The following is a 25,207-nucleotide window of genomic DNA, read 5'->3' as shown; positions in this document are numbered from 1 at the left end:
CGAGCAATGAATGATGGATTCGAGTTGCGACGACCATATCGTCGCCGGAGATGTCGTTCCCCGGACATGCTCTGGAGTCGATGGCATCGATTTCGTCCGCAGTGGTAAGTCAAGGGGATCAGACATGCCTACCTATCGCAACGGCCTGAAGCCATTCGTCCTCGACGGCACCGACCTGTCGTTTCTGCTGGATCAAGTGAACTTTCGGCCGCTGTTCGACGCGGCGGGAAATGCGATCGTGGGGTGGAACGGTGTCGGGGCGATCTACGACGCGCACCATCAGCTGCTCTGGAACGGGGACCTCCTGTCCGGAACCGGCCCTACATCGGCTGCGACGGCGGTCGCCCAGTTCGGATCGTCCTACTATTCGTCGGTCGACCTCGCCGGGCTTCGCGACGTGACCGGCACCAACAACAACCTGCTGCTGGCGAACTCGAAGTGGGGAGCGGTCGATCAGCACTTCAGCCGCATCGCGCCGGCCGATTACCAGCACTACGTCTCGATCGATCGTGGAACACAGGCCGGCGCCTTTGCCGCGAATAAAGACTATTACGGGAAGTACAGCGACGGCAGCGTGGTCGACGGGACCCCGCTCGGCCAGTTCGGCGTCTCTCCGACGATCAATACTAATTACACCATCACGACGGCGGGTACGACCAACGCACTTGCCGCCGACGGCACACCGATCTCGATCCAGAACGTCGTCGACTACACGCCCCGCATGATCAGCCTGGCCACCACGACGGCGGGCGTGGTCTACGACACATGGGCGAAGCACGCGGCCGATCCGGCGGCGAGCACGCATGCGCCGACGGAAATCTACTACGACGCCAAGGGCATCGCCACGGTCACCGACTGGGGCGACCTGAAGACGGTGCACGACGGCGGTCTCGGCCAGGTCGACACGCAGGCGCGGCTCGCGGCATCGGCAGGCCAGGACGATCATTTCATTGGAGGTCTCAATCCCGGAGTCTCGCCGTCGAATGGCTTCTTCGTCCTGTTCGGGCAGTTCTTCGACCACGGTCTCGACTTCATCGGCAAGGGGTCGGCGCAGACGATCAAGATCGCGCTCGCGAAAGACGATCCGCTGTACGGCATGAAGGGTTCGGACGGGCAGCCCGTCCACGAGATCACCATCACCCGTGCGACCGTCGACAGCGTGGATGCCAGCGGCAATCCGCAGTACGTCAACCACTCCTCGCCCTACATCGACCAGAGCCAGACCTACGGGTCGCACGAGCAGCTGACGAACCTGTTGCGCGAGTGGGTGCCGGATCTGACGACGGCCAGCCCGTCCGACTTCCATGCCGGCATGAAGCTGTTCGACGGGCATACGCTCGCGACCCAGTGGCAGGCGGCCGACGGTACGATGTCCACCCGCACGCTGCCGACGCTGGATGAACTGCGTGCGCACGTCGAGGCGACCGGTCGCGACGCGTTGACCTGGGAGGACGTGAACAATCTGCGCAACCGCGACGCCTCGGGGCACGTCATCGCCACCGGCCAGCCGGGTGCGGGAGTCAGCGGCAGCGCGCTCCTGCTCGACATGAACCCGCGCTTCGACAGCGGCCACATGCACGGCTTCCAGGACGCCAATGGCGACGGCCTGCAGCAGACGACCGAGGTCAGCTACGGCACCGCCGCCCAGTCGGCGTCGGTCGATGCCGCGATCGCGACCATCGATGCGGCCGTCAAGGTCCAGTTCGGCGCGGGTTCGAAGTTCGGGATCGATCCCACGACGCACAAGCTGACGCTGTTCATGCAGACGCTGGATCCGCAGGCGCCTCCTGGAACGCCGCATACGCTGGACGGCGCCAGCGCGCTCTTCCCGTTCGTCAACTTCGCCGACTTCAGCATCACGACGCCTGCGGGTGCGGTGCATGACGCGGTGGGGCAGATCCTGCTCGCCTCGGTCGGCGACCACTATATCGCGGGCGACGGCCGCGTGAACGAGAATTTCGGGCTCACCTCGATCCATCACGTCTTCCACGAGGAGCACAACTTCCAGGTCGGCAACCTGATGGATGCGCTCCACCGCGACGACACGGTGACGGGCGACCCGACGCATGCCAAGCTGCACGCCTTCCAGATCGACACCCACGCCACGAACGCGGCAGGCGACTTCGTCTTCTCCGACGGATCCATCGCCTGGGATCAGGACAAGATGTTCAACGCCTCCAAACTGATCGTCGAGATGGAGTATCAGCACGCCGCGGTCGACCAGTACGCCCGCAACGTCACGCCGAACATCCAGGAGTTCGTCGGCTACACCTCAAGCGTGAACGCCGACATCTCGCTCGAATATTCGCAGGCGGCGTTCCGCTTCGGCCACTCGACGCTGCGCGAGACGATCGACACGATCGATCCTACCAAGGGTCTGACCGGCAAGATCATGGGCTATGCCCTGCGCGATGCATTCCTCAGCCCAGAGAAGTTCGCCGACGTCGGGCCGGCCGCCATCGTGCTCGGCATGTCGCATCAGCAGATGAACGAAGTCGACGAGTTCGTCACGCCCGCGCTCAATCAGGGACTTCTCGGGCAGCCGCTGGATCTTGCCGCGATCAACATCGCACGCGGTCGCGACATCGGCATCCCCACGCTCAACGATTTCCGCGGGGCGATCGGCCTGGCACGCTACACGAGCTGGACAGATTTCGGCCAGAACATGCAGCACCCTTCGTCGCTGGTGAATTTCATCGCGGCCTACTCCTTCGACGGCGACATGGCCAAGGCCGGCGCCATGGTCGGTCTGGTAGACGGGTCGATCGCCGAGGGCGATCCTGCCGCGATGCTCTTCACCACCGCGCAGGCATATGCCTTCATGAGCGGTGATGCGACTCTCGGCGGGGCTGGCACGCTTGGCTTCAACGCGATCGACACGTGGCTGGGAGGCTTGGCCGAGGTCCATCAGCCGGGTGGACTGCTCGGTGAGACGTTCGACAAGGTGTTCGTCGCCCAGATCGAGTCGCTGATGGACGGTGACCGTTTCTACTATCTCTACCGTCTTGCCGGGCAGCAGTTCGGCGAGGAGGTCGGTAACGCCCAGCTGAAGGACATCGTCGAACGCAACACCGGGCTCTCGCACCTCAACGGCAACATCTTCGGCTATGCCGACGCGTACGTCGATCTGAGCGCCCATAAGGAAGTGGCGGCGGCCTCCGGCAGCGAGGTCAAGACGACCGGCAACGACCACAAGTACGGCGACGTCTACGATTCGGACGGGGCGTTCGTATCGGCCGGAGCGCTGACGCTCCATCCGACGCTCGGGGTCTACTCGAACGGTGGCCTGGGTGCCCGGAACGATGGCAACGTCGTGACCATCGGGGGCGTCCAGTACATCCAGGACACCCGCCTGGCCGACAGCCCGAAGGCCCAGCTCAACGACGGGGTAAATCTCGATGGCACACCCAATTCCGGAGCGGAATCGAGCGAGGTCATCGTCGCCACCGACCATGCCGATCTGATCTATGCGCAGGGCGGCGACGACACCGTCTACGGCGAGGCCGGGAACGACATCATCTACGGCGGCTACGGGATCGACCGTCTCTACGGAGGAGACGGCAGCGACAGGATCTATGGTGGAGACAATCCCGATCTGATCGACGGCGGCTCGGGCGACGATTTCCTGTACGGGGAGTCGAGCGGGAGCGACATCAACGGTTCGGACCAGATCATCGGAGGTTCGGGCAACGACTTCATCTCCGGCGGCACCGGGATCGACAAGCTCTCGGGCGGCACCGGTGACGACACCATCTACGGAGATCAGGACACCGATCCGTTCACGCACGGCAGCGACGGCAACGACTATGTCGATGGCGGCACGGGCGGCGACATCCTGTACGGCGACAACGGAGACGACGTGCTCGTCGGCGGTGCCGATCAGGACCAGCTGTTCGGCGGCAACGGAGACGACATCCTGCGGCCGGGCGACCAGACCGGCGCGCTGACCATCGGCACCGACGAGGTGCTGGGTGGCGACGGCGTCACCGACGAGGGCAATACACCCGGATCGACCGGCTTCGACCTCGTCGACTTCAGCGACAACGCGGCGCGGCCCGGCGGCATCACGTTCGATCTTGCGAACCAGACCAATCCGGGCACGACCGTTACGGGCATTCCGACGCAGATCGCCACCGCGCAGATCGAAGGGGTCATCGGCTCCGTCGGTAATGACCACATCCTCGGCGATGCAGGGGAGAACTGGATCATCGGTGGCGGCGGCAACGACGTGTTCACCACGGATGGCGGCAACGACATCATCATCGGTGGTTCGATCCGGCTCGACGCGCTGATCGGCAAGTACGAGTCGGCACCAGGCGTTCTCTCCACGTACGATCACAACAACGACAATGCCGGCCTTACCGCGGCGGACCAACTCCAGGATGCGCAATATGCCGGCGCGTCGCACCGTGTCGGCTACCTGGACACGCTCGCCACCTCCGGCATCAACGCCGGCATCATCGACGCGGCCAATGCCCAGCTTGGGGGAGTCGACTACTCCAAGCACTTCACCGAGATGCTGCGGTCCGACCAGTTCAAGAACACCGTGCTGGGCGATGCCGCAGGCACGGCGCTGTCCGGACAGTCCGACACGCTCGTGCTCCAGGGAAGCCGCAACGACTACGTCATCCAGCAGGTCGTGTTCGCCGGGCACAAGATCCTTCGGATCACCGGTGCGGCGAGCGGCAGCGATCTGGTGGTCGACGTGAACAACTATCAGTTCGTATCCGGCGGCACGACCACGAACTATACGTTCGAGCAGCTCGCGGTCAGGACCCTGTCGGTGTCCGACGTCGCGGTCGGGGAAGGCCTCAACGGCGTCCATGCGATGACGTTCACGGTGACGCTGTCCAGTCCTGCGACGAATGGTCCGGTGACGGTGAACTACGCCACGGCGAATATCACCGCCACCGCAGGTTCCGACTATGCGGCGGTTTCGGGCACGCTCACCTTCGCCGCCGGGCAGACCACGCAGACCGTCACGGTCAACGTAACGGGCGATCAGCAGCAGGAGCTGGACGAGACGTTCGGCCTGACGCTTTCAAGCGCCGTCAACGCGACCATCCTGCGCGCAACCGCTGTCGGCTCCATCCTCAACGACGATCTCGTCGGCACTGCCGGGGCTAACGTCCTGACCGCCCCCAATGGCGGGGTCACCGGCGGCGTGACCCTCGACTACTACATCTCAGGTCTCGCCGGTGCCGACACGCTGACGGGTGGCATCGGCAACGACCTGCTCGATGGCGGGGCCGGCGCGGACCGCATGGTCGGCGGGCTGGGTGACGACACCTACGTGGTTGAACGCGCCAATGACGTCGTGGTCGAGACCGCCGGTCAGGGCACGGACACCGTGCAGTCGTTGATCAACAGCTACACGCTGGGCGCGGATGTGGAGAACCTGATCTTCACCGGTCCCGGCAACTTCACCGGCACCGGCAATGCACTGGACAACGTCATCACCGGCGGCGCCCTGAACGATACGCTCAGCGGCGGTGGCGGCAACGACACGCTGAACGGCGGGGCCGGAAACGACACGCTGGATGGTGGCACCGGGAACGACGTCATGATCGGCGGCACCGGAAACGACGTCTACGTGGTCGACTCGGTTGGTGACGTGGTAACCGAGCTTCCCGGTGGCGGCACGGATCTCGTCCAGACGACGCTTGCGAGCTATGTGCTCGGCAGCGACGTCGAGGATCTGACGTTTACGGGAATTGGTGGCTTCACGGGCACCGGCAACGCGCTTGCCAATACCATCACAGGCGGCACCGGGGCCGACACGCTCAGCGGTGGTGGGGGCAACGACACGCTCGTCGGTGGCGCGGGGGCGGACGTGCTCGAGGGTGGAACCGGGAGCGACACGCTCCAGGGCGGCGCGGACTCGGATACCGCCACCTATCTGCATGCGGTCGGCGGCGTCTATGCCGACCTCGGCGTAAACAACGCGTTTGCGCGCGAGACCGGCGTGACGGTTGGCACGGTGGCGGCAGTCGGAGGCGCTTCGGCATCGGTGCTCTCCTCCGACACGCTGCAGTCGATCGAGAACCTGACGGGTTCGGACTTCGGCGATCGCCTCGTCGGCAGCAATGCGGCCAACGTTCTTTCGGGCGGGGGCGGTGCCGACATCCTGCAGGGTGGCGGCGGCGCCGACGTGCTGACCGGTGGAGCGGGCGCGGACATCTTCGTCTACACCGCCCTCTCGGATTCAACCGTCCTTATTCCGGGGCAGGTTTCCGGGCTGGACACGATCCTCGACTTCACCAGTGGCAGCGACAAGATCGATCTCCGCGCGATCGACGCGAACACCCGCCTCGGCGGGGACCAGGCGTTCACCTTCATCGGCGGCGGCGCCTTCACCGGAAGCACCGCGATGACCGGGGGCCAGCAGGCGCTGCATGCAGGCGAGCTCCACATCGTGGCGGGCGTGCTGTCCGGGGACGTCAACGGTGACGGGATCGCGGACTTCGCCATCCTGCTCTCCAACGTCAACGGGGTTACGCCCACGCTGCAGGCTGCCGACATCGTCCTCTGAACTGGATCCAGTGCTTGGCCACCGCCAGGCACTGGATCGTCATGTCCTCGCCCGGCGCTGCGCCCGCGCCCGGAGCGGCCCCCGCCGCCATCAAGACCCCAAACCCGGCAGCAAGGCGTTTCTCCCCTTCGAGCCTTCAACCGGGGATGTGTTTGTCGCGCAACCACCTCTTCACTTCATTTGCCGGGTTTCGATTGCCAGCGAAAAAACGGGAATGTCCTGACAATGGAGACACCGTACGACAGACGTCTGCATGCCTCGAAACCGTCGTTCAAAAGTGGCCGTCCCGCCATCTCCACAGGTGCCAGTTGATGCGCTGCGACCCACCGGATGTCCGAATGTCTAATTCCCCCGCTCGGCGAGCTTGCGATGGCCTGTCCGGGATAGAGGCAGGCGCGGTACCGGCGGTCGAAGGGAACGCCGGTGCGGGAAAGCCGAGCGACCGGCTTCTGCGCGCGCAGCTAGTGGCGGGGCTGGAGCAGTTGAAACTGCTGGGTCGAACGATTCGCTACCTGCACAGCGGCTCGGGTATTCGTTTCCGTGGGGAATCTTACGAACACTCAAGAAGGTGTCCTGAGGTTCATTCGGTAGGGGCCACCCAGGGGCCACGGACTGACGAACGCCCTCAGGCCTCCACTGCCGCCCGGATTTGTTTTGATAATCAATGGTTTTGATGGTGCCGCTTACAGGACTCACAGCGCACTACTTAAATACTGTAAAAGCGTGATATTTAGCAATCGGTCGATTCCGTGGCCCCTACGTGGCCCACCTTAATTTCTTTCAAAAAGTGGACTCGAACCCTCGCCAAAAGAGGGAATTTTTGATCGTGATCCGCTCGTGAAAGGCACGAATTTTTGCCTACTGTGGGCATAACCTGCGATCTTCAATCCCAGGGCAATAGGTTGTGCTCAAAACCCCTGGCCATAGGCCTGCGACCCGCTGTGCACAGATGGCGTCAGGGCAGCGATAGTCGACCCCGTCCGCCGAGACATGCAACCCTGCAGGACCTGTATACCGGCTTGGGTCGGTCTTTATGGTCCATGCGCGGCCGCCAGCGACCGATTTTGCGTACAAAATGGCGTTCTGCGGCTTTAGCGCGAAGCTTTCCGGCTTGCCCTGCTCCTCGTTCTCTTCCTCGGCCGTTTCGATAGTGCCCGAGTTCAACGAGATAGACTGGACGAGCGTGGGAATGGGTGCGACCGGCTTCGGTTTGCTCTCCGCGAGCGGCCAGAACCGCGCGTCATAATGAAAGCCGCGACGCCCCTCCCGTTCAATGGCGATTTCTTCGTCCCGCACCCCCGGGCGCGTTGTCACGAGGATATGTCGTCCATCGCCCGCCCATCGAACCTCGCGCACGTCGGTCGCCATATGCGAGACCTGCCGCGCCGGAGCTCCGTCGAGCCCAACGGTCCAGGCCTGGCTCACTCCCTTGTCGCGGCGAATATACAGGAGGCTGCGACCATCCGGCGCCCAGGCAGGAGTCACGACAGCAGCACCGCCATTCGGCATGTTCGCAATGCCGTGGCTATCACCCGTCATCGAGATATAGTCGCCGCCGACGTCGAGCAGTCGCGGGGGGCGCATGCCATCAGCCGACAGGAGCAGCACCCCGTGGCAGTAGCTGTCCGCGTCGGCGTCCGCCCGGCGCAGGATGAGGGAGATCCACTTCCCATCGGGCGACAGGGAAAACGGCGCGGCGCTGCTCGCGCGATTGTCTATTCCGCCGAAGTCCCGAAGCTCGACGAGCGCGCGCGCGGTGATTGCAGTAGTGCCAATAACAGATGGCGGCATCAAACGCGTTGCGCAATCAACGCCGGAGGCATGCGCTGGCAGGGCCCCCAAGGAGACGAGGATCGCCGCTCCAAACAGGCTCGACCTCACCACGATTTGGTGACCTGGAGCGAGATCACGCGTTTCAGCGGATTGGCGTTCTCGGCATCGTAGGCGGCACCATAAGTGCCGATGTAATAGGCGGCATACGGTGGGTCCCGATCGAAAAGATTGGTGATGCTGAGTGCGACGCGTAGATGGTCCCCGGACTGGCGTAAGGCGTGCGATGATCCGCCCCCCCAAAGCTGCGCAAATCGTCGGTCGCGAAGTCACGGTCCGAAGCCTCCAGGCGATTGCGCTGATAATATTCGTAGGCGACAACAAGGTGGCCCCCGGACCAATGCGTGCCGACGATCTGACTCGCCTGAAATTCCTGCGCGGCACCGTCAGCCGAACCATAGCGAAGGCTCGTTTCAGCGCCCTCGAACTTTAGTCGCGGCACGATGTTGACGACGCCCGCCACCGCATCGGAGCCATAAATCGCAGACGAGCCGTCCGCGACGACCTCGACCCGCTCTATCGCGGACGCGGGGATCATCGAAACATCCGAGAATAACCCGCCGTAGCCGCTGAGCGGAGCCCGATCGCCGTTCAACAACACGAGCGTCGAGGAGGCACCTAGGCCGCGCAAATTGACAGTTGCGCCTTGGGTCACGTTCAAATTCGCGTTTCTGTCGAAGGTTCCGCTCGTGCTTTCATTGGGACCTCCGCCAAAATTCTGGGGGATCGACTGCAATATCTGCTGGGTGGTGGCGTAGCCGCTCTCGTCAATAGCCTTGCGGTCGATCGGGATCACAGATGATCCAACCGGCGCCCGCCCCCGGATGCGCGTTCCCGTTACCAGGATGTCACTGCCGCGCGCACCGTCATCGCCGGGAGCCACCTGCTGAATGACGATCGTGCTCCCAACCAACGCGGTGTGCAAACCGGTGCCGCGCAGCAATATCCCGACAGCTGCGGTCGGCGTGTAGCGCCCCTTGATCGCGGATGCTTTGACACCTTCGGTCAGCGCTGATGGGGCGATCACCTGGCGACCTGACTGAAGCGCAATCTGCTGGAGCGCCTGGCCCAGGCTTTGCGAGGGAAGATCGAAGTCGCGGGCTGCGTCGCTCTGGGCATAGGCCGGAGGTGCCAAGGCCATCATAGCCGTCGTGGTAAGAATCCAGATCGGTGTCCGTTGCGTCATTGAAGTTCCCCCTGAAACCGCGCTGCATGTGCGGCTCAGGGGTCAAGACAACGCTTCCTCGATTTACCTCCCAAAATTATTAAAGTGAGATTTGAAACAGACCTTTCATACCATGCAGGCTTGCAAACTTGACTGGGTCCATGGCCACATCCTGAGTGCAACCTACAGTGAAATGGCCGTCATCGACCAACTTAAGCCGTTCCCCTACCAACCTGAAACTGGCAGCTTCTGACGGTATCCGCCACTCCCAGTCAAACGACGGGGCCGACAGCAACGCGGTTGGGGCATAACGCTGACAAGCCATCGACCTTCTTTCAAAGCAACGATCGCTTCACCATGCGTAAGACTGGCGCGGAGAGCCCGCGACGATTGCCGCCACAGTGGCGCGCTTCATTGCGTGGCGCCAAGCGAACGGCCTGACCGATCCCGACTTGCCGATTTACGGCATCTTCCCGAGCGACACGCGTGTTACCGCACCGGCTGAATTCCGGATGGAGATCTGCGTCGCCACGAACCGTGCGATCGCCCCGAATGATGATGGGGTAGAAGCCGCAACCATTCCCGGCGGCAGGGTAGCGGCCCTGCGTTTGTTGGGCTCGGCTGGCGAAGACCTCGAGCCGGCAGCGCTGTTTTTATACCGCGACTGGTTGCCTGGAAGCGGTGAAGAACTGCGGGACTTCCCGCTCTATTGTGAACGCAAGAAGTTCTTCCCGCTCGTGCCAGCACATGAAGCGATCACGGACGTGTTCCTGCCACTGCGATAGGCACGGCCAAGGCTCATGGCGCGACGAATACCGCTACGACTGACAGTCGGATATTCGCATCAACATCCGCACGCCCAATCTCGGACCGTCGTTCCTTGTCCTCTTTGGCGAGGGCAGAACCGACGTCCGTTTCCACGCGAAAAGCCCAGGCACAAACTGTAGGCCCGTACGTCCTTTTCAATTCCTGTGGTTTGCGCCACCATCGACGCCATGCGCACCCTCCTCCCCGCCCTTTGCTTCGCTCTCGTTCCAGCAGTCGCCGCGGCGGCGGATCGCGAGCCAGTCGCCGGCTCTGGTGGGATGGTTGTTAGCGCGCAGCAGATCGCCACGGACGTCGGCGTCGAGGTCCTGGCAAAGGGCGGCAACGCGATCGATGCAGCGGTCGCGGTCGGTTACGCGCTGGCCGTCGTTTATCCACAGGCCGGCAACATCGGCGGTGGCGGGTTCATGACGCTCCACCTCGCCGACGGCCGCTCGACCTTCCTCGATTTCCGCGAGAAGGCGCCGCGCGCAGCGAGTGCAACGATGTTCCAGGACAAGGACGGAAACCCCGTACCGAGCCGGTCAACCGATAGCTGGCAAGCGGTCGGCGTACCGGGCACGGTGCTGGGCCTGGAGACCGCGCGGGCACGCTATGGCACCTTGTCGCGCGCGACGCTGATGGCACCGGCGATCCGCCTGGCGCGCAATGGCTTCGTGCTCGGCCAGGGCGATGCCGGCCCGATGGCCCGCGAAGGCCCCAAACTTGCACGCGACCCCGAAGCCGCGCGCATCTTCCAGCCAAGCGGCAAGCCGCTGACCAAGGGTGATCGGCTGGTGCAGGCCGACCTGGCCAGGACGCTTACACGGATCGCCGCCGATGGCCCCGACGCTTTCTACAAGAGTGCGATCGGCGAAGCGATCGTCGCGGCATCGGCAAAGGGCGGTGGGATTCTCGCCCGCCAGGATTTCGCCGCCTATCGGGTACGCGAACTGAAGCCGATAGAATGTGACTATCGTGGCTATCACGTCGTTTCGGCGCCGCCCCCCAGCTCCGGTGGCGTGTCGATCTGCGAAACGCTCAACATCCTGTCGGGCTATGACCTAAGGGCAATGGGGTTTCACTCAGCTGCCGAAGTTCATGTGCTCGTCGAGGCGCTGCGCCGGGTCTATGTCGATCGCAATAACAAGCTCGGCGATCCCGACTTCATCGCCAATCCGATCGCCGAATTACTCGATCCGGCTTATGCCGCGAAACTGCGTGGCACGATCGATCCCGAACGCGCCACACCCTCCGCGACGCTGGGCCCGGCAGCGCCAGCGCACGAGGGCAAGAGCACCACCCACTATGACGTGGTCGATGCCAGGGGCAATGCGGTGTCGGTCACCTACACACTCAACGACTGGTTTGGCGCGCACCGGGTTGCCGCTGGCACCGGCATCGTGATGAACGACGAAATGGACGATTTCACCTCCAAGCCTGGATCGCCCAACATGTTCGGGTTGGTGCAGGGCACGGCGAACGCGGTTGCGCCGGGCAAGACCCCGCTCAGCTCGATGAGCCCGACGATCGTGCTGAAAGACGGCAAGGTCGTTCTGGTGATCGGCAGCCCGGGCGGTTCACGCATCATTACCATTACCCTCGAGGCGATCCTCAACATGGTCGATCATGGCATGGACGTGCAGGAGGCGATCGACGCGCCGCGCATCCACGAGCAATGGCTCCCCGACACGGTCGCGCTCGAACCGTATGCGCTGTCGGCCGACACGCGACACTTGCTCGAACAGCGCGGCTATACCTTCTCCGACGAGGAACACTGGGGGATCGCCGAGGGCATTGTGCTCGGGGCACCACGACTCCGCAGCGCGGCCAGCCCGACGTCGGGGTTCCTGTCGCTCGGCGCGCCGTCTTTGGCGGGAGCGACGATGTTCGGCGCGCATGATGCCCGGGGCGGTGCCGGGTCGGCCGCGGCGGTGCGCTAACGCTCCGGGCAACCGGATACGGAGGCACACGCAGGGATCATTTTCGGCGCCTCAATGCCAAACCTCGCCCATCACAGACCGCCCGCTTCCAAGACCGGCTGGACCCAGATGCGGTCATTCACGCCAACCCCGTCCCTTCCCCGGACGGCCATTCGTTAAGTTCGGGCGCATGGCCGCTCTCTGGCCGCCGGTCGAGGAGTTGCCCAGCGTTTTGCGGCATCGCGATGGCCACGATCGTCGCTTCGATCGCTTTCATGAACGACCCCGCCATTACGCCCGCAAGGACGAACTGGCGGCGTACCGTGGGTGGCGCGAGAATTTCGCTCACGCCACCGCCCCGCTCGATCCGCTTATGGATCGCTGGCGGCGATCCGGGATTGTCCAGAGCAAGGCGACCGCCCAGACGGCAAGACCACCCAGCGCCAACGCACATCCCACCCAGCCGGTGGCAGTCCAGCCGTATCCGGCTGCCACCACCATCCCGGCAAGCCATGGTCCGAGCGCATTGGCGGTGTTGAACGCGGAGTGGTTGAGCGCCGCGGCCAACCCTTGTGCTTCCTCCGCCACATCCATTAGCCGAGTCTGCAACACCGTGCCGAGCGCACCGCCGAGCCCGATCGCGAACACCGCCAGGACGATCGACCACAAGTGGTGTGCTGCCACGGTGTAGATCGCGAGCGACGCCGCGCTCCACAGCAGCAATGCGCCCGCCGTCGGCATCAGCGCACGGTCGGCGAAGCGCGGGACGATCAGATTGCCCGCTGTCATGCCGATCCCGAACACAGCGAGCACCAGCGGCACCACCGTCGGTCGCACGTCGGTCACCTCGATCAGCGTGGACGCGAGATAAGTATAGACCGCGAACAACCCGCCAAAGCCGATCGCGCCGATGCCGAGCGTCAGCCACACTTGCGGACGGCGCAACGCGCCCAGTTCCCGCAGCGGACTGGCACCGGCGTCGGGGCGGTCGCGCGGGACGACCGCCAGCACCAGCACTACGGTCGAGAACGCGCACACGGTCACGACGCTGAACCCCCAACGCCAGCCGGCCGCCTGCCCGAGCCAATTGGCAAAGGGCACACCGATGATGGTGGCGGTCGTCAGCCCGAGCATCACGCGCCCCACAGCTTGCGTGCGCTTTTCCGGGGCGACGAGCGATGCGGCGACCAGGGATGCGATGCCGAAATAGGCCCCGTGCGGCAAACCACTGAGGAATCGGAAGACAAGCATCGCGTGGTAGGATGGAGCCAGCGCGCTCAGGCCGTTGGCGACGGCAAAAAGCGACATCAGCACGATCAGAAGCGTACGGCGGCTGAGGCGGGCGCCCAACACGGTCAGCAACGGCGCGCCCACCACGACGCCAAGCGCATAGACACTGATGACGTTCCCGCCCGTCGGTTCGTCGATGTGCAACCCACGCGACATGTACGGTAGCAGGCTCATGGTTGCGAATTCGGTCACACCGATCGCAAAGCCGCCGAGCGCCAGGGCAAAATGGATCAGCCCGACCGATGCAGGCCGGTCGGGCGCAGGGATAGGCATAAGATAACGTCCAAATGGTGCGGTGCAGCAACGCGCAAACGCGCACTTGGCTGCCTTCGACCTTTCTCATGTGCCGATGTATTTGAGCATCTCAGTTCGGCAGCGGCGATACGCGAGAGACAGTATGCGGTACTCCGGCGCAATCAACAGGCAGAGCAGCGAGCACACGCTCCATCTGAAATGGCTGGATCACGCGCGTCGGGTCTTGCCATCGCGTATTCCCGAGAAGCGTGCATCGACGCACTGGTTTCTCAGACTTGGAGCTTCTGAGGAGGTCTGCCGTAGCTGCGACGCCTGTCAGTTCCGGGCCATAGTCTGTCGGTCGAACGCCCTCCTCATTCGTTCATAAGGGGGACGGCAATTTTACCGACCAATCGACTGTGGGTTCGAACTAGGAAAAGTGCACAGCGGACTCAAGGCCGTCTTTCAACGATGGCGTAGCTTGGGCCATTCCTGCCAGAGCCCTTTTTCCGCGTAACATCGGATGGTTATCTTCATTCAACGATCGATTGAACGGCGGCGAACATGATCAGTATGCTCGCCGCCGGACGCTTCAGGCAGGCTCGACTACTTTCGCGGGGCGACCACGCTTCGGCGCCGTTACGGGAATCGCTGCCTTGGCAGGGGCTTTCTGGCCCGGCTTTCGACCAAGACCGATCTTCTTCGCCATATCACGACGCATTGCCGAATAAGACGGTGCCGTCGTGGGATAATCGGGCTTCAAGCCATAGCGCGCGCGATATTCGGCAGCCGTCAAACCGTTGGTGGAGAGATGCCGAGTCAGTGTCTTGTAGGGCTTGCCGTCGATCATCGAGATAATCACGTCGGGATTTGCCAGCGACTTCCTCGCTGTGACCGCACCAGTAAATTCGGCAGCGGCGCCCTTGGTCGGAGCTTCGGTCGGCGCAGTCGAAAGACCGATCACTGCGTCATGCATCGACTTCAGGAATGCCGGGACGTCCTCTGCAGAAGTGCGCGTATTCGGGTTCGACAGCCATGCCATCGTCAATTCGGTCGCTAATTCAACGGCGTTGGTAGTTTCTTCAGTCAATTCAGTTTCCTTCAAGACGGCGATTAAATCGGAATACCGCAAACTCGCCTCCAACGTGATCTGTTCCAAAACATGAGGAGCATGGTTTTAGGTGGTACCTATTTAAAATAGATGATGGTTTATAATTATATCGATGCTCTTAAAAATTTTTACAATCCCGGAATTCATTTTCAGCAATTCATCGAAGGTAGAGGTATCTACGCGCAAAAAAGATAATACCATTCTATATTCTTTGAATATTCCGACTTCATTGATTTGATCGCCGGCGATCACGCTTCCGTGCTGGCGTCTCAGGCCTTTACCATAGTCGTGATGTCGCCAGTGATTTGTCCCGTGGCCCTTTCAACCCTGAAAGCTTCGCCACGGCCGGTCCCTGGCCAACTGCTCCCGCCAGACGTTCGAACGAGACGTCCGCTATGCCGGGTCCGGCATTCTTACGCTTCGGAATGAAGGGATAGGAAGTGCCGCGGGAAAACAGGTGTTGCACGAGCCGCTTCAACCGGCTGGCCGACGGCCTATCCGTGGGAACGAGCGGCTGCGATAACGCAATCGGCCAAGTCGCTGACGTTCAGCCGCCTTAGTCACTCCCTCATCTCGACAAATCTGTCAGGTTCGACGGAGCGGCGATTGAACACGTGCCGCTCGACATGTTCCAGTCGAGAACAGAGATTGTCAGGGCGTCCACCGAAAGGATTTGATCCATGCGTAAGTTGACTGGCGCAGCGTTCGTATCGCTTGACGGTGTTATACAGGCTCCCGGGGGGCCAACAGAGGATCGAACCGGAGACTTCGATCAGGGCGGCTGGGTATTCGGGATAGGCGACGATGTGATAAATCCGGTGCTAGGTGAGCTGTTCAAACCGCCTTACGCACTCCTATTAGGTCGGCGAACGTACGACATTTTCGCGGCTTATTGGCCGTTCGTGGAAGGCGAGATGGCGGACATGGGGGGTGCCCTAAGCGCTGCTGACAAGTATGTCGTGACGCATGGCAACCAGCAGCTTGGCTGGGCAAACAGCTATCGCGTGAACAGCATTGCCGCAATCCGCACGCTGAAGGAGAGCAACGGACCCGACTTGCTAATCCAGGGCTCGTCTACGCTCTACCCGCCATTGCTCGAAGCCGGTTTGATCGACGAGCTGGTGCTCATGACTTTTCCCGTCATTCTCGGGACCGGCAAGCGGATATTCAACGATGGCACGCCTTCAGTCTCAATGCGGCTGCTCGAACATCAGGTTGGCGAAAAAGGTGTGATCGTCACGCGCTGGGCACCGTCTGGTCCGATTCCCACTGTCGAGCATCCTCACCCCAGCACCAGTGCGGCGGAGGCCGAACGTCAGCGCCGGATGAACGAGGGGACCTGGTAGTTCCAAACCCGCGCTCCCGGCCGCTGTTCGCACTCAAACCCGTTGCAATTTTTCGGAACACGCCACTCGCAGTCGTTTTCGGACGCGCGTTCATTCCGATTCAGCAGGATCATCATCGAGCGTAGCGACTCCCATCAGCGGATGCATTACGAAGGTCCAGCCGTCGCCGCCGACAATCATAAGGCGCAGCGATTGGCGATCTGCGGTTCCAAGCAGCGATGCCGCTCCTGACGAGGCAGGCAGCGTGACCGTTCTGCCATCCTGAAGAATGCCGGTTGCCCAGCCACGCCGTCCATTCCGGATCTCGTTGGCAAGGCGCTCCAGCGCCGTCTCAAGCGCAGTACGAGCACGTGGTCCGGTAACCCATGCGTGGCCACCTTGCCCCAATTCCGGCGGTGTCACTATCGCCTGGCTAGAGACTGGAGACGGCTGTTTGACCAGACGGCGGGACTTTTCTTTCAATTGATCGAGAGGACGCACACCCTCCATACTCATCATCCGTGCAAACTCATCCATCGCTGTTTCCTTCGGTGGCGGCGCCCGGAGCGCATGGATTCGACCACTGGTTCCTAAACTGATGCAAGGATAGCCCAGGCACGGAAAATGCGAATGGAATGCCGGCCACAGAGCCGAAAATCCGAGACTTACCTATTCAAGCTGCTTTTCGACGGCCGCGTCTGCGGTGACCGAATGCCGATCATCCAACAGCGCCGTAGCGCGAACCGGAACCGGTCATTGATTCAGGTTATGCGCCCGTCATTGAAAACCGTACGGAGCACGTGTCTTTTTAGGCGAGACGGAGTGGCGGTCTAGCCGCACCGCTGAAAGCGGCCCGACGGCGCGCTGACGCGTGATGTGCGATATTCGGCGTCAGCCTTGATTTTCATAAGCGAGCTGCAGGATGCCCCAATGTCGGCCGGCCACCCATATCGAGGCAATCACTTGCTTCAATAATACAACTCCACCGCTAGTAAGCGGACGCCGATACGCTTTCAGACAAAATGGCGTCGCGGTGCGGACCTGAATCCGGGTCTCGGGATAGGTATAGATTAAACCTGCTCGCGAATATTCCGCGTTCCATGGTCGATTGCCCTTCTGTTGAGGAAGCGAGCGTTCCGGCATAGCCACCGCGCCGAAACAGTTTCGGTCGGTGAAACTCATTCCAAAAAAGCCGGGAAGCTGCCGCGCGTTCTCTTGATGGGGTCGAGCCAAGCGTGTGAGCAGTGCCTGAGCAGGATGCGTGAACAGCGGCGGATCGCTCTCCTGCACCGGAGCGTAAGTATCGCTCAACATCGTTGCCAAGTCGATCTCGCCCGAGGCGATCGCCGCCGTAGCGGCCTCGCCGACCGAACGCGCGACTTGCAGACCAAAGTTGATGTACGGAGAGTCTGGCATGTCCGCTCCACTCTCCGCCAGCATCTGCAACATAGCGTTTGTGTCGTTACTTACGACGCTCACGCGGCTCGCAAGCTGCTGAAGCCCAGTCGCATTTTGGGTAGACGTACCGGTAAGGGCGTCCAGGCCCGCGCGGACGCGATCAACGGCGTGCACCATGGAATCGACGCGGTCAGCGACACTGTCGCCATTACGCTCTAATCCCTGCATCAGCTCCCGCAATTGACTGACCAACGCTTCGATCCCTTTTGCGCCACGATGAGCCGATTGGGCCTTTCCGACCCCTTCCCCGATGCGCGTCAGCATACTGCCCGCCTCCACGGCAAGCGTGGCGATCGACTGTTCGATGCGCTTAGTCGCGGAAGTGGTTTCTCCTGCGAGCTTCTTCACCTCGCTTGCGACAACGGCGAAACCCAGACCGGCGTTACCTGCTCGCGCAGCTTCGATCGTAGCATTCAGGGCAAGGAGGTTGGTTTGGCGCGCAATGACATTGATGCTAGCGCTGATGTATCCGACTTCACTCAGCGCGGTGTTGAACGCGCCAAGCCCGTCGTGAATGTGGCTAACCTGCTCGATCAGTTCGACCACGTTGCCGATTGCAGCATTTAGACGGGCGTTCGAATCGTCGATGACGCTTTTCGCCGCAGTTGTGTCATTGCGGGATTCGCGTGCTGCAGCAGCGACATTGTCAACGTCAGCCGCAAGTATGTTCGCGTCCGAGCCGACCTCGTCGATGGTATTTGCCTGAGCGGTTACCCGACCTGCCAATGCGGCAATGTCCGCCTGGAGATCGAGTGTAAGGATACCAAGTTCGCCCGACATGCGCGCGGCCTGCTTTACGGTAATTTCGATTGCGTCGGCGGTCATGGTCATGGGAAACCCGCTTAAGCCCCATCAATAAACAACGTTTTAATCATTCGAGGTGCCGTCTGGCGATATAGGTTTTGCCTTTTTGCAACAGATTGACTCAACTGCTGACGTTTGGCGGAGCAAAACCCATGCCCGACTTCAGCCATTCGTTCAGTCGCATCGGTGCAAGTCTGGCGGAGAGTTTGGCAGAACGGGTCAGATGGCTGGCGCGCGCACGCCGCGCAACGCCCGGACCGCAGGCACATCCCCTCTGTCTTTCACGATCGCCCCGCCGCCAAAGACCCGGTTTTCAGCGCATTACGATTATGCGGGGTAGATCCGATAAGACCAATCGGCTGGTCAGCAGGATCAGGCGAGCGGGGACTGGACAATGTCTTTTTTCGTGCGCAGGGCTTTGCAATGCTGCGCTTATCCTCGATTGCCCGCCTCTCCCTCCTGATGGTTGCACCGTTCGTTTCGGCTTCCGCCGTCGCGCAGGATTCGTCCGCGACCACCGGCACGAGCAAGCCGACACAGACGCTGCCAACCGACAGCATACCGCCCCCGCGCGATCTGCCGTATCCGGGGTCACTAAAGATCGCCGTGGATGCCACCGACGTCGCGCATGGCGTGTTCCGCGTGTCGGAAACCATTCCGGTCAAGGCGGGGCCGATCGTCCTGCTCTATCCGCAATGGTTGCCGGGAGCGCATGCGCCGCAAGGCCAGATCGACAAGGTCGCCGGCCTGACGTTTCACGCCGGTAACCGCATACTCGCCTGGCGACGCGACCAGACCGACATGTACGCATTCCACGTCGACGTCCCGACCGGCGTAAGCGAGATCAACGTGACGTTCGACTTCGTTTCGGCGACCGACGCCGATCAGGGTCAGGTCGTGACGTCCCCCAATCTCCTTGGGCTCGAGTGGATCTCGACGATGCTGTACCCGGCCGGCCATTACGTTCGTCAGATCGTGGTCGAGCCTAGCGCGACCTTTCCGGCCGGTTGGACCGCCGCGACGGCGCTGCGCCCGGTTCAGCCCGCCACGGGCGGAACGATTCACTACAAGCCGGTCGCGCTCGATACGCTGGCCGATTCACCCGTCTTCGCGGGCCGCTTTGCCCGTAGCGAGCAATTATCGCCCGACGTCACGCTCAATATGGTCGCCGACCGACCGGATCAGCTGGCCATAGCCCCGGCACAGCTCGCCCTCGAACGCGCAATGGTCGATCAGGCGACCAAGCTCTACGGTGCCCAGCATTACAGTCACTACGATTTCCTCGTCGCCCTGAGCGATCGCGTGCTGACCGGTGTCGGGCTCGAGCATCATCGCTCGTCCGAAGACCAGATGGCACCGGACAGCTTCCTCAACTGGAACGACGGCGTCGCCGAACGCGATCTGCTGGCGCACGAATACACCCACAGCTGGAATGGCAAGTTTCGTCGGCCCGCCGATCTATGGACGCCGGATTACCGCACGCCGATGCGCAACAGCCTGTTATGGGTCTATGAGGGCCAGACGCAGTTCTGGGGCAAGGTCCTGACCGCCCGGGCCGGACTGATCTCGCGCGACGATGCCTATGATTCCCTGGCGCAGACCGCAGCCGCTTATGCGGCGCAGGTCGGGCGCAACTGGCGTCCACTGGTCGACACGACCAACGAGGAAATCCTGTCCAACCGTCGACCCGAGCCGTTCCCGAGCTACCAGCGCGATGAAGCCTATTATGAAGAAGGTCAGTTGATCTGGCTCGACGCCGACAGCCTGATCCGCGAAAAGTCGGGCGGAAAGCGCTCGCTTGACAATTTCGCCAAGGCCTTTTTTGGCGTACGCGACCGCGATTGGGGCGAATTAACCTACACCTTCGAAGATGTCGTCACGGCCTTGAACAAGGTCCAACCCTATGACTGGGCGGGCTTCCTCCACGCCCGCGTGGATGAGCGCACACCGCAGCCACCGCTCGACGGGCTGGCGCGTGGTGGTTACGCGCTGACCTATTCGGACCAGCCTGGCCGTGTCTGGACGGCGCGCGAAAAGGCCAGCGAGACCCTCGACTTGAGCTACTCGCTCGGCCTGAGGATCGGCAAGGATGGCGCAGTGACCGGGGTGATCTGGAACGGCCCGGCGTTCGCGGCCGGGCTCAGCGTCGGCAGTAAGATCACCGCAGTCGATGGCGATGCCTATGACGATGATGGCCTGAAGGCCGCGATCACGCGGGCCAAGAACGATGGGAAGCCGATCACGCTCCTGATCAAGCAGGGCAAGACCTACCGAACCGTCGCCGTGACGTGGACCGGGGGCCTTCGCTACCCGCATCTGGTGCGAACGGGCAAAGGGCCAAGCACGCTCGACGCATTGTACCGATCAAGAGGGTAACGCACGTTTGTCGGGTCAGCTTGACCAAAGCGGGAATATCGTCGGTTGCGGCTGTCTACACGCCATCGGGCCAGGAGGCATCGAAGCGAACGCGCGCGCCGGATCCGCGTCGTGAGTTGACCGGCGTGGGACCACGGTTACGGTCGTGCCGATGAGCAGCGTCGTCGTCGAGCATCTTTCCAAGACCTTCGGTGCGGCAGCCGCGCTGCATCCGACAGATCTCTCGGTCGCATCGGGCGAGTTCATCGTCATCATCGGTCCATCGGGGTGCGGCAAGTCGACGCTATTGCGGTTGATCGCGGGGCTGGAAACGCCGAGCGCCGGCCGGATCAAAATCGGCGGCCGCGACGTCACCGCAGTCGAGCCGGCGGATCGCGGCATCGCCATGGTGTTCCAGTCCTATGCGCTCTACCCGCATCTTTCCGTCGCGCAGAACATCGCCTTCCCCTTGCGCATGGCGAAGCTCCCGAAGCAGGTGGTCGCCGAGAAGGTCGCCGCCGTCGCCGCGACGCTCGAACTCGAGGCGTTGCTCGATCGACGTCCCAGCGCGCTTTCCGGGGGACAGCGGCAGCGCGTGTCGATCGCCCGCGCGATCGTTCGCGATCCTGCGGTCCTGCTGCTCGACGAGCCGCTGTCCAACCTCGATACCGCGTTGCGGGTCCGGATGCGCCACGAGATCGCGCGGCTGCACCAGCGCCTCGGTGCGACGATGATCTACGTGACGCACGATCAGGTCGAGGCGATGACGCTTGCCAACCGGATCGTCGTGATGGCGCAGGGCCGCATCGAGCAGGTCGGTGCACCGCTCGACCTGTATCGCGCGCCCGCCACGATCCACGTCGCCGCGGCGATCGGCTCGCCGGCGATCAATCTGCTGCCCGTGCGGATCGTGCGCGCAGAGCCGACCGTCGTGACCGTCGCGCTCCCGGATGGCGGGATCTGCCGGATCGATGCGGTGGTCCCGCAAAGCGCCGTCGATGCCCCCGCCACGCTCGGCGTCCGGCCCGAGCATCTCCATCCCGCTCCGGACGGCGTGTTCGGGGGGCGGGTCGAACTGTTCGAGCGGCTGGGGCCATTGTCGTTCGCGCATCTCGGACACGGTGGCGATACGGCGCATCTGGTCGCGCAATTGCCGCACGACCGCCACGTCATGCTCGGCGAAACGCTGCGCTTCGCGATCGCCGCGTCGGACGCGCTCCTGTTCGACGGCGACGGTACTGTCTACGCCCGACCGCTCGCGATCACCCCTTGATGCTGCCGCCGAGGATTCCCGTGAAATAATAGCGCTGCAAGGCGAGGAACAGCAGCAGAACCGGAAGCGTGGTCACCACGGCCCCCGCCATCATCAGTTCGGTATCCCCGCCATGTTCGCGACTGATCGCCGCGAGCGCGACGGGAAGCGTGTAATGCTGCTGATCGGTGATTGCGATCAGCGGCCACAGAAAATCGCTCCAGCTTGCGAGGAACGCGAACAGCGCCAGCGTCACGACCACGGGGCGAAGCAGCGGCAGCACCACGCTCAGGAAGATGCGCGCTTCGCTAGCACCGTCGATCCGCGCCGCGTCGAGCATCTCGTCGGGAATCGCGAGCGTAGCCTGGCGGATGAACAGCACCCCGTAAACGCCCGCCAGCCACGGCGCGAGCACCCCGGCGTAGGTGTTCACCAATCCGACCGACTTGAGCATCAGGAAAAGCGGCAGCATCGCGACCTGCGCCGGCACGACGGCGAGCGCGAGCAAGGCCTGAAGCATGCGCGCGCGGCCCCAGAAATGCAGCTTGGCGAAGGCATAGCCTGCGGGCACGCACAACAGGAGGCTCAGCATCGTGGTGAGCGACGCGAGGACGACGCTGTTCCCCAGCGCGGGCAGGATATGGTAGCTGGTCAGGCCGCCGGGGTGCGGCAGCAACAGCTCGCGGTAATTGGCGAGCGTCGGATGCGCCGGCCAGAACGGCGGCGGAAAGGTCGCGGCGGTGCCAGGCGCCATCAACGATACGTTGACCATCCACAGCAGCGGCAGCACGGCGACCAGCGCAAGCAGGGCGACAAGCGCAGTGCGCACCAGGCTGCCGGCATTCACCACCATTCGTTCCTCTGTCCCAGCCGCGCCTGCACCGCCGTCACCAGCAGGATGACGACGAACAGAATCATCGCGACGGCCGAGGCCATGCCGAGGTTCCACCAGGTAAATCCCTGATCGAACATGAAGTACAAGACGGTCACCGTGCTTTGTGCCGGGCCGCCGTGCGTCATCACATAGGGTTCGGTGAAGATCTGGATGAAATTGGCGACGCTCAGCACCGCTGCGAGCAGCAACGCCGGACCGATCGCGGGGAGAGTGACATGCCGGAAGCGCGCCCACGCCCCCGCGCCGTCGAGCCGCGCCGCCTCGGCAAGTTCCTGCGGCACGGTCGACAGCGCGGCGATGAAGACGAGCATGTTATAGCCGAACGCCTTCCACACGATGAAGATCAGCGTCGCGGGAATGCTCGTCCGCGGATCCCCCAGCCAGTCGACCGGCGCGATGCCGATCAGCGACAGCGCATAATTCAGCAGTCCGGTATGCCGGTCGAACATGTAGCGCCAGACCACCGCGGTTGCGACCAGCGTCGTGACATAGGGCGCGAACAGCAGCACGCGCCAGACCGGTTTCCATCGCACCGTCGCCGAACTGATCAGCAACGCCACGCCGAGCGACGTGGCGATCGCGGCGGGAACGCCAATCACGGTGAACATGGCGGTGTTCCCGACGGCGCGCCAGAACAACGGCATCCGGAGCAATTCGGCGTAGTTGCCGGCCCCGACGAACCGCAGGTTGGCGACATCGGCAAGCGCATAGATATCGAAATCGGTGACGCTCAGCAGTGCCGCCCCGACCGTCGGGATCACCAGCACGAGCACCGTGCCGATCAGCACCGGGAGAACGAAGCCGAGCCCGGCGCGCGCCTGACGGGTCATGCCGCGCGGCCTCGGTCGGCCAGCCAGCGGCGCTTTTCGAGAATGCGATCGACCCGCTTGTCCATTTCGACCGTGGCAGCATCGACGCCATAGTCACCACGCACCATGTGTTCGGCAACGAGCTGAACCTCGGCGACGATCCGTTCCCATTCGGGCACGGCGGGCGGTGCGACGCTGTGCGCGATCTGGGTCGCGAAGGTGGCCGACACGGGATCCGTGCGCAGGGCGGGCAACTGCCAGGCGCTCCGTCGCGTCGGGAGATCGCCGGTGATGGCGTAGACGCGACGCTGGATCGCGGGATCGCACAGGTAGCGGACCAGCGCCCACGCGGCGGCAGGGTCGCGTGCGGCGTGGCTGACGGCGAGGCTGGTGCCGCGCGCCATCGCGGCCCCGGCCCCGCGTGGCCCCGGGGTCAGCGCGACGTCCCACAGATCGCGCGGCAGCAGCGCCGTGCGACGCCGCAGATCGCCGATCGACGTCGCGTTCGACGGCAGGATCGCGAACCGGCCATGTCGCCAGGCGACGTAGGTATCGCCTGCCTCGGCCCCGGTCGTCACCGGGGCAAGGCGTTCGTCGAAGATCCCCTTGTAGAAGCCGAGCGCGGTGCGGAAGCCGTCGGACGAGAAATTGCCGCGCGTCGCGTGATCGCGCAGGAACGGAACCCCCTGCTGCGCGGCAAAGGCGAACAACGGTTCGGGCCAGTCGAGCAGGTGCAGCGTCGCGAAGCGGTCGGGCTGACGGCGCTTGATTGCCCGCGCCATCTGCATCCATTCGCTCCAGGCAAGCGGCGGGGCCGCATAGCCCGCCGCCGCAAGCAGATCGCGACGATAGAATTGCACCCAGCTGTCCGCCGTCCACGGCACCGCCATCGCCCGCCCAGCGACCTCGACCGACGCGACTGCGCCCCCGACCTGATCGTTGAGCAGCGGCGAACGCGCCGCGGGGGGCGCGACCGCGCCGATCAGGGTCAACTCCGGCAGCCACGCGCTGTTGAGCATCATCACGTCGGGCAGCGAATTGCCGGCGAACCCGGTGAGCAGCTTTTCATGCGCGCCGGTCCATGGCAGCGCCTGAACCGCGACCGCCACGCCGAACGCCTTGCGGAAGCCCGGGAGTAGCTCGGGCGCGTTCTCGCCGAGCGTACCGATCGCCCACCATCGCAGACCTTGACCGGACGCGCCGCATCCGTCGAGCGCAAGACCGGCGCCCAGCGCGAGCAGCGTGCGGCGTGCAACGGGCGTGTCGAAGCTCGGTATATCGCGTTCCCGGTCTGTCCGTCCCGACAGGGTATCCCCGGTTTCACGGCTCACCAACAGGAAACGATCTGAAAATATTGATTCGGATCATTCCCCAGATCCGGTAATGTCCGCAAGAGGCGGTGCGGCGGCAAGACCATAAAG

At 63.1% G+C, this 25,207-nt stretch carries 15 protein-coding genes and 1 pseudogene; 6 read left to right on the top strand and 10 right to left on the bottom strand.

What is annotated here, in order from left to right:
• Positions 1-124: 124 nt before the first annotated feature.
• Positions 125-6,532, top strand: a complete 6,408-nt coding sequence (locus tag RI03_RS02805) for a peroxidase family protein (protein WP_010215039.1) — start codon at positions 125-127, stop codon at positions 6,530-6,532.
• Between the two features lie 858 nt (positions 6,533-7,390).
• On the opposite strand, the gene RI03_RS22230 is transcribed toward RI03_RS02805, so the two are convergent.
• Positions 7,391-8,323, bottom strand: a complete 933-nt coding sequence (locus RI03_RS22230; protein ID WP_010215038.1) for a TolB family protein — start codon at positions 8,321-8,323, stop codon at positions 7,391-7,393.
• A gap of 124 nt (positions 8,324-8,447) precedes the next feature.
• Positions 8,448-9,548: a TonB-dependent receptor gene (locus RI03_RS02795; protein WP_010215037.1), complete on the bottom strand. Its 1,101-nt coding sequence runs from the start codon at positions 9,546-9,548 to the stop codon at positions 8,448-8,450.
• 359 nt (positions 9,549-9,907) lie between these two features.
• Between RI03_RS02795 and RI03_RS02790 the strand changes: the two are divergent.
• Both RI03_RS02790 and ggt read left to right on the top strand, forming a co-directional pair.
• A pseudogene (locus RI03_RS02790) lies at positions 9,908-10,312 on the top strand (AraC family transcriptional regulator); the annotation flags it as partial.
• 210 nt (positions 10,313-10,522) lie between these two features.
• On the top strand, positions 10,523-12,274 hold the full coding sequence (gene ggt / locus RI03_RS02785) for a gamma-glutamyltransferase (RefSeq protein ID WP_010215034.1): 1,752 nt from the start codon (positions 10,523-10,525) through the stop codon (positions 12,272-12,274).
• A gap of 118 nt (positions 12,275-12,392) precedes the next feature.
• Here ggt and RI03_RS02780 read toward each other — a convergent pair whose 3' ends face one another.
• From RI03_RS02780 to RI03_RS02770, 3 genes are all read right to left on the bottom strand, one after another.
• A complete protein-coding gene (locus RI03_RS02780; RefSeq protein WP_010215033.1) occupies positions 12,393-12,602 on the bottom strand; it encodes an MFS transporter in 210 nt (69 codons plus the stop codon).
• A complete protein-coding gene (locus RI03_RS02775) occupies positions 12,599-13,816 on the bottom strand; it encodes an MFS transporter (RefSeq protein ID WP_010215032.1) in 1,218 nt (405 codons plus the stop codon). The genes RI03_RS02780 and RI03_RS02775 overlap by 4 nt, the downstream gene beginning before the upstream one ends.
• A 553-nt stretch (positions 13,817-14,369) precedes the next feature.
• Entirely contained in the window at positions 14,370-14,867 is a 498-nt protein-coding gene (locus RI03_RS02770) for a MucR family transcriptional regulator (protein ID WP_026046397.1), read from the bottom strand.
• A 701-nt stretch (positions 14,868-15,568) separates the two neighbouring features.
• On the opposite strand from RI03_RS02770, the gene RI03_RS02765 reads away from it, so the two are divergent.
• Positions 15,569-16,234, top strand: coding sequence for a dihydrofolate reductase family protein (locus tag RI03_RS02765; protein WP_010215029.1), 666 nt, complete (start codon positions 15,569-15,571; stop codon positions 16,232-16,234).
• A gap of 90 nt (positions 16,235-16,324) precedes the next feature.
• Here the strand turns inward: RI03_RS02765 and RI03_RS23400 are convergent, their stop codons facing one another.
• Positions 16,325-16,750: a hypothetical protein gene (locus tag RI03_RS23400; RefSeq protein ID WP_138995590.1), complete on the bottom strand. Its 426-nt coding sequence runs from the start codon at positions 16,748-16,750 to the stop codon at positions 16,325-16,327.
• Between the two features lie 354 nt (positions 16,751-17,104).
• The gene (locus RI03_RS02760; RefSeq protein ID WP_010215028.1) at positions 17,105-18,502 is read right to left on the bottom strand and encodes a methyl-accepting chemotaxis protein; all 1,398 of its coding nucleotides are present in this window, start codon (positions 18,500-18,502) and stop codon (positions 17,105-17,107) included.
• A gap of 396 nt (positions 18,503-18,898) precedes the next feature.
• Here RI03_RS02760 and RI03_RS02755 point away from each other — a divergent pair, with 396 nt between their 5' ends.
• Both RI03_RS02755 and RI03_RS02750 read left to right on the top strand, forming a co-directional pair.
• Positions 18,899-20,851, top strand: coding sequence for a M61 family metallopeptidase (locus RI03_RS02755; protein WP_026046395.1), 1,953 nt, complete (start codon positions 18,899-18,901; stop codon positions 20,849-20,851).
• 151 nt (positions 20,852-21,002) lie between these two features.
• The gene (locus RI03_RS02750; RefSeq protein WP_010215025.1) at positions 21,003-22,103 is read left to right on the top strand and encodes an ABC transporter ATP-binding protein; all 1,101 of its coding nucleotides are present in this window, start codon (positions 21,003-21,005) and stop codon (positions 22,101-22,103) included.
• Here the strand turns inward: RI03_RS02750 and RI03_RS02745 are convergent.
• The 3 genes from RI03_RS02745 to RI03_RS02735 are packed head-to-tail and all read right to left on the bottom strand — an operon-like array spanning position 22,093 to position 25,117.
• On the bottom strand, positions 22,093-22,935 hold the full coding sequence (locus tag RI03_RS02745; RefSeq protein ID WP_037514672.1) for a carbohydrate ABC transporter permease: 843 nt from the start codon (positions 22,933-22,935) through the stop codon (positions 22,093-22,095). The two genes, RI03_RS02750 and RI03_RS02745, sit on opposite strands and share 11 nt — an antisense overlap.
• Positions 22,926-23,807 (bottom strand): carbohydrate ABC transporter permease, encoded by an 882-nt coding sequence (locus RI03_RS02740; protein WP_010215023.1) that lies wholly within the window; start codon positions 23,805-23,807, stop codon positions 22,926-22,928. The genes RI03_RS02745 and RI03_RS02740 overlap by 10 nt, the downstream gene beginning before the upstream one ends.
• Positions 23,804-25,117, bottom strand: coding sequence for an extracellular solute-binding protein (locus tag RI03_RS02735; RefSeq protein ID WP_238542207.1), 1,314 nt, complete (start codon positions 25,115-25,117; stop codon positions 23,804-23,806). The genes RI03_RS02740 and RI03_RS02735 overlap by 4 nt, the downstream gene beginning before the upstream one ends.
• Between the last annotated feature and the right edge of the window lie 90 nt (positions 25,118-25,207).

This window comes from Sphingomonas sp. PAMC 26621, from assembly GCF_000251145.1.
GTDB lineage: Bacteria > Pseudomonadota > Alphaproteobacteria > Sphingomonadales > Sphingomonadaceae > Sphingomonas.
This window is presented reverse-complemented; position numbering and strand designations above follow the sequence as displayed.

What these genes read in the sequence shown, in the direction of transcription:
- RI03_RS23400 (WP_138995590.1), bottom strand. Translation starts at nt 16,750, where the DNA reads ATGGATGAGTTTGCACGGATGATGAGTATGGAGGGTGTGCGTCCTCTC.
- RI03_RS02750 (WP_010215025.1), top strand. Translation starts at nt 21,003, where the DNA reads ATGAGCAGCGTCGTCGTCGAGCATCTTTCCAAGACCTTCGGTGCGGCA.
- RI03_RS02775 (WP_010215032.1), bottom strand. Translation starts at nt 13,816, where the DNA reads ATGCCTATCCCTGCGCCCGACCGGCCTGCATCGGTCGGGCTGATCCAT.
- RI03_RS02795 (WP_010215037.1), bottom strand. Translation starts at nt 9,548, where the DNA reads ATGACGCAACGGACACCGATCTGGATTCTTACCACGACGGCTATGATG.
- RI03_RS02765 (WP_010215029.1), top strand. Translation starts at nt 15,569, where the DNA reads ATGCGTAAGTTGACTGGCGCAGCGTTCGTATCGCTTGACGGTGTTATA.
- ggt (WP_010215034.1), top strand. Translation starts at nt 10,523, where the DNA reads ATGCGCACCCTCCTCCCCGCCCTTTGCTTCGCTCTCGTTCCAGCAGTC.
- RI03_RS22230 (WP_010215038.1), bottom strand. Translation starts at nt 8,323, where the DNA reads ATGCCGCCATCTGTTATTGGCACTACTGCAATCACCGCGCGCGCGCTC.
- RI03_RS02740 (WP_010215023.1), bottom strand. Translation starts at nt 23,807, where the DNA reads ATGACCCGTCAGGCGCGCGCCGGGCTCGGCTTCGTTCTCCCGGTGCTG.
- RI03_RS02745 (WP_037514672.1), bottom strand. Translation starts at nt 22,935, where the DNA reads ATGGTGGTGAATGCCGGCAGCCTGGTGCGCACTGCGCTTGTCGCCCTG.
- RI03_RS02805 (WP_010215039.1), top strand. Translation starts at nt 125, where the DNA reads ATGCCTACCTATCGCAACGGCCTGAAGCCATTCGTCCTCGACGGCACC.
- RI03_RS02760 (WP_010215028.1), bottom strand. Translation starts at nt 18,502, where the DNA reads ATGACCATGACCGCCGACGCAATCGAAATTACCGTAAAGCAGGCCGCG.
- RI03_RS02755 (WP_026046395.1), top strand. Translation starts at nt 18,899, where the DNA reads ATGCTGCGCTTATCCTCGATTGCCCGCCTCTCCCTCCTGATGGTTGCA.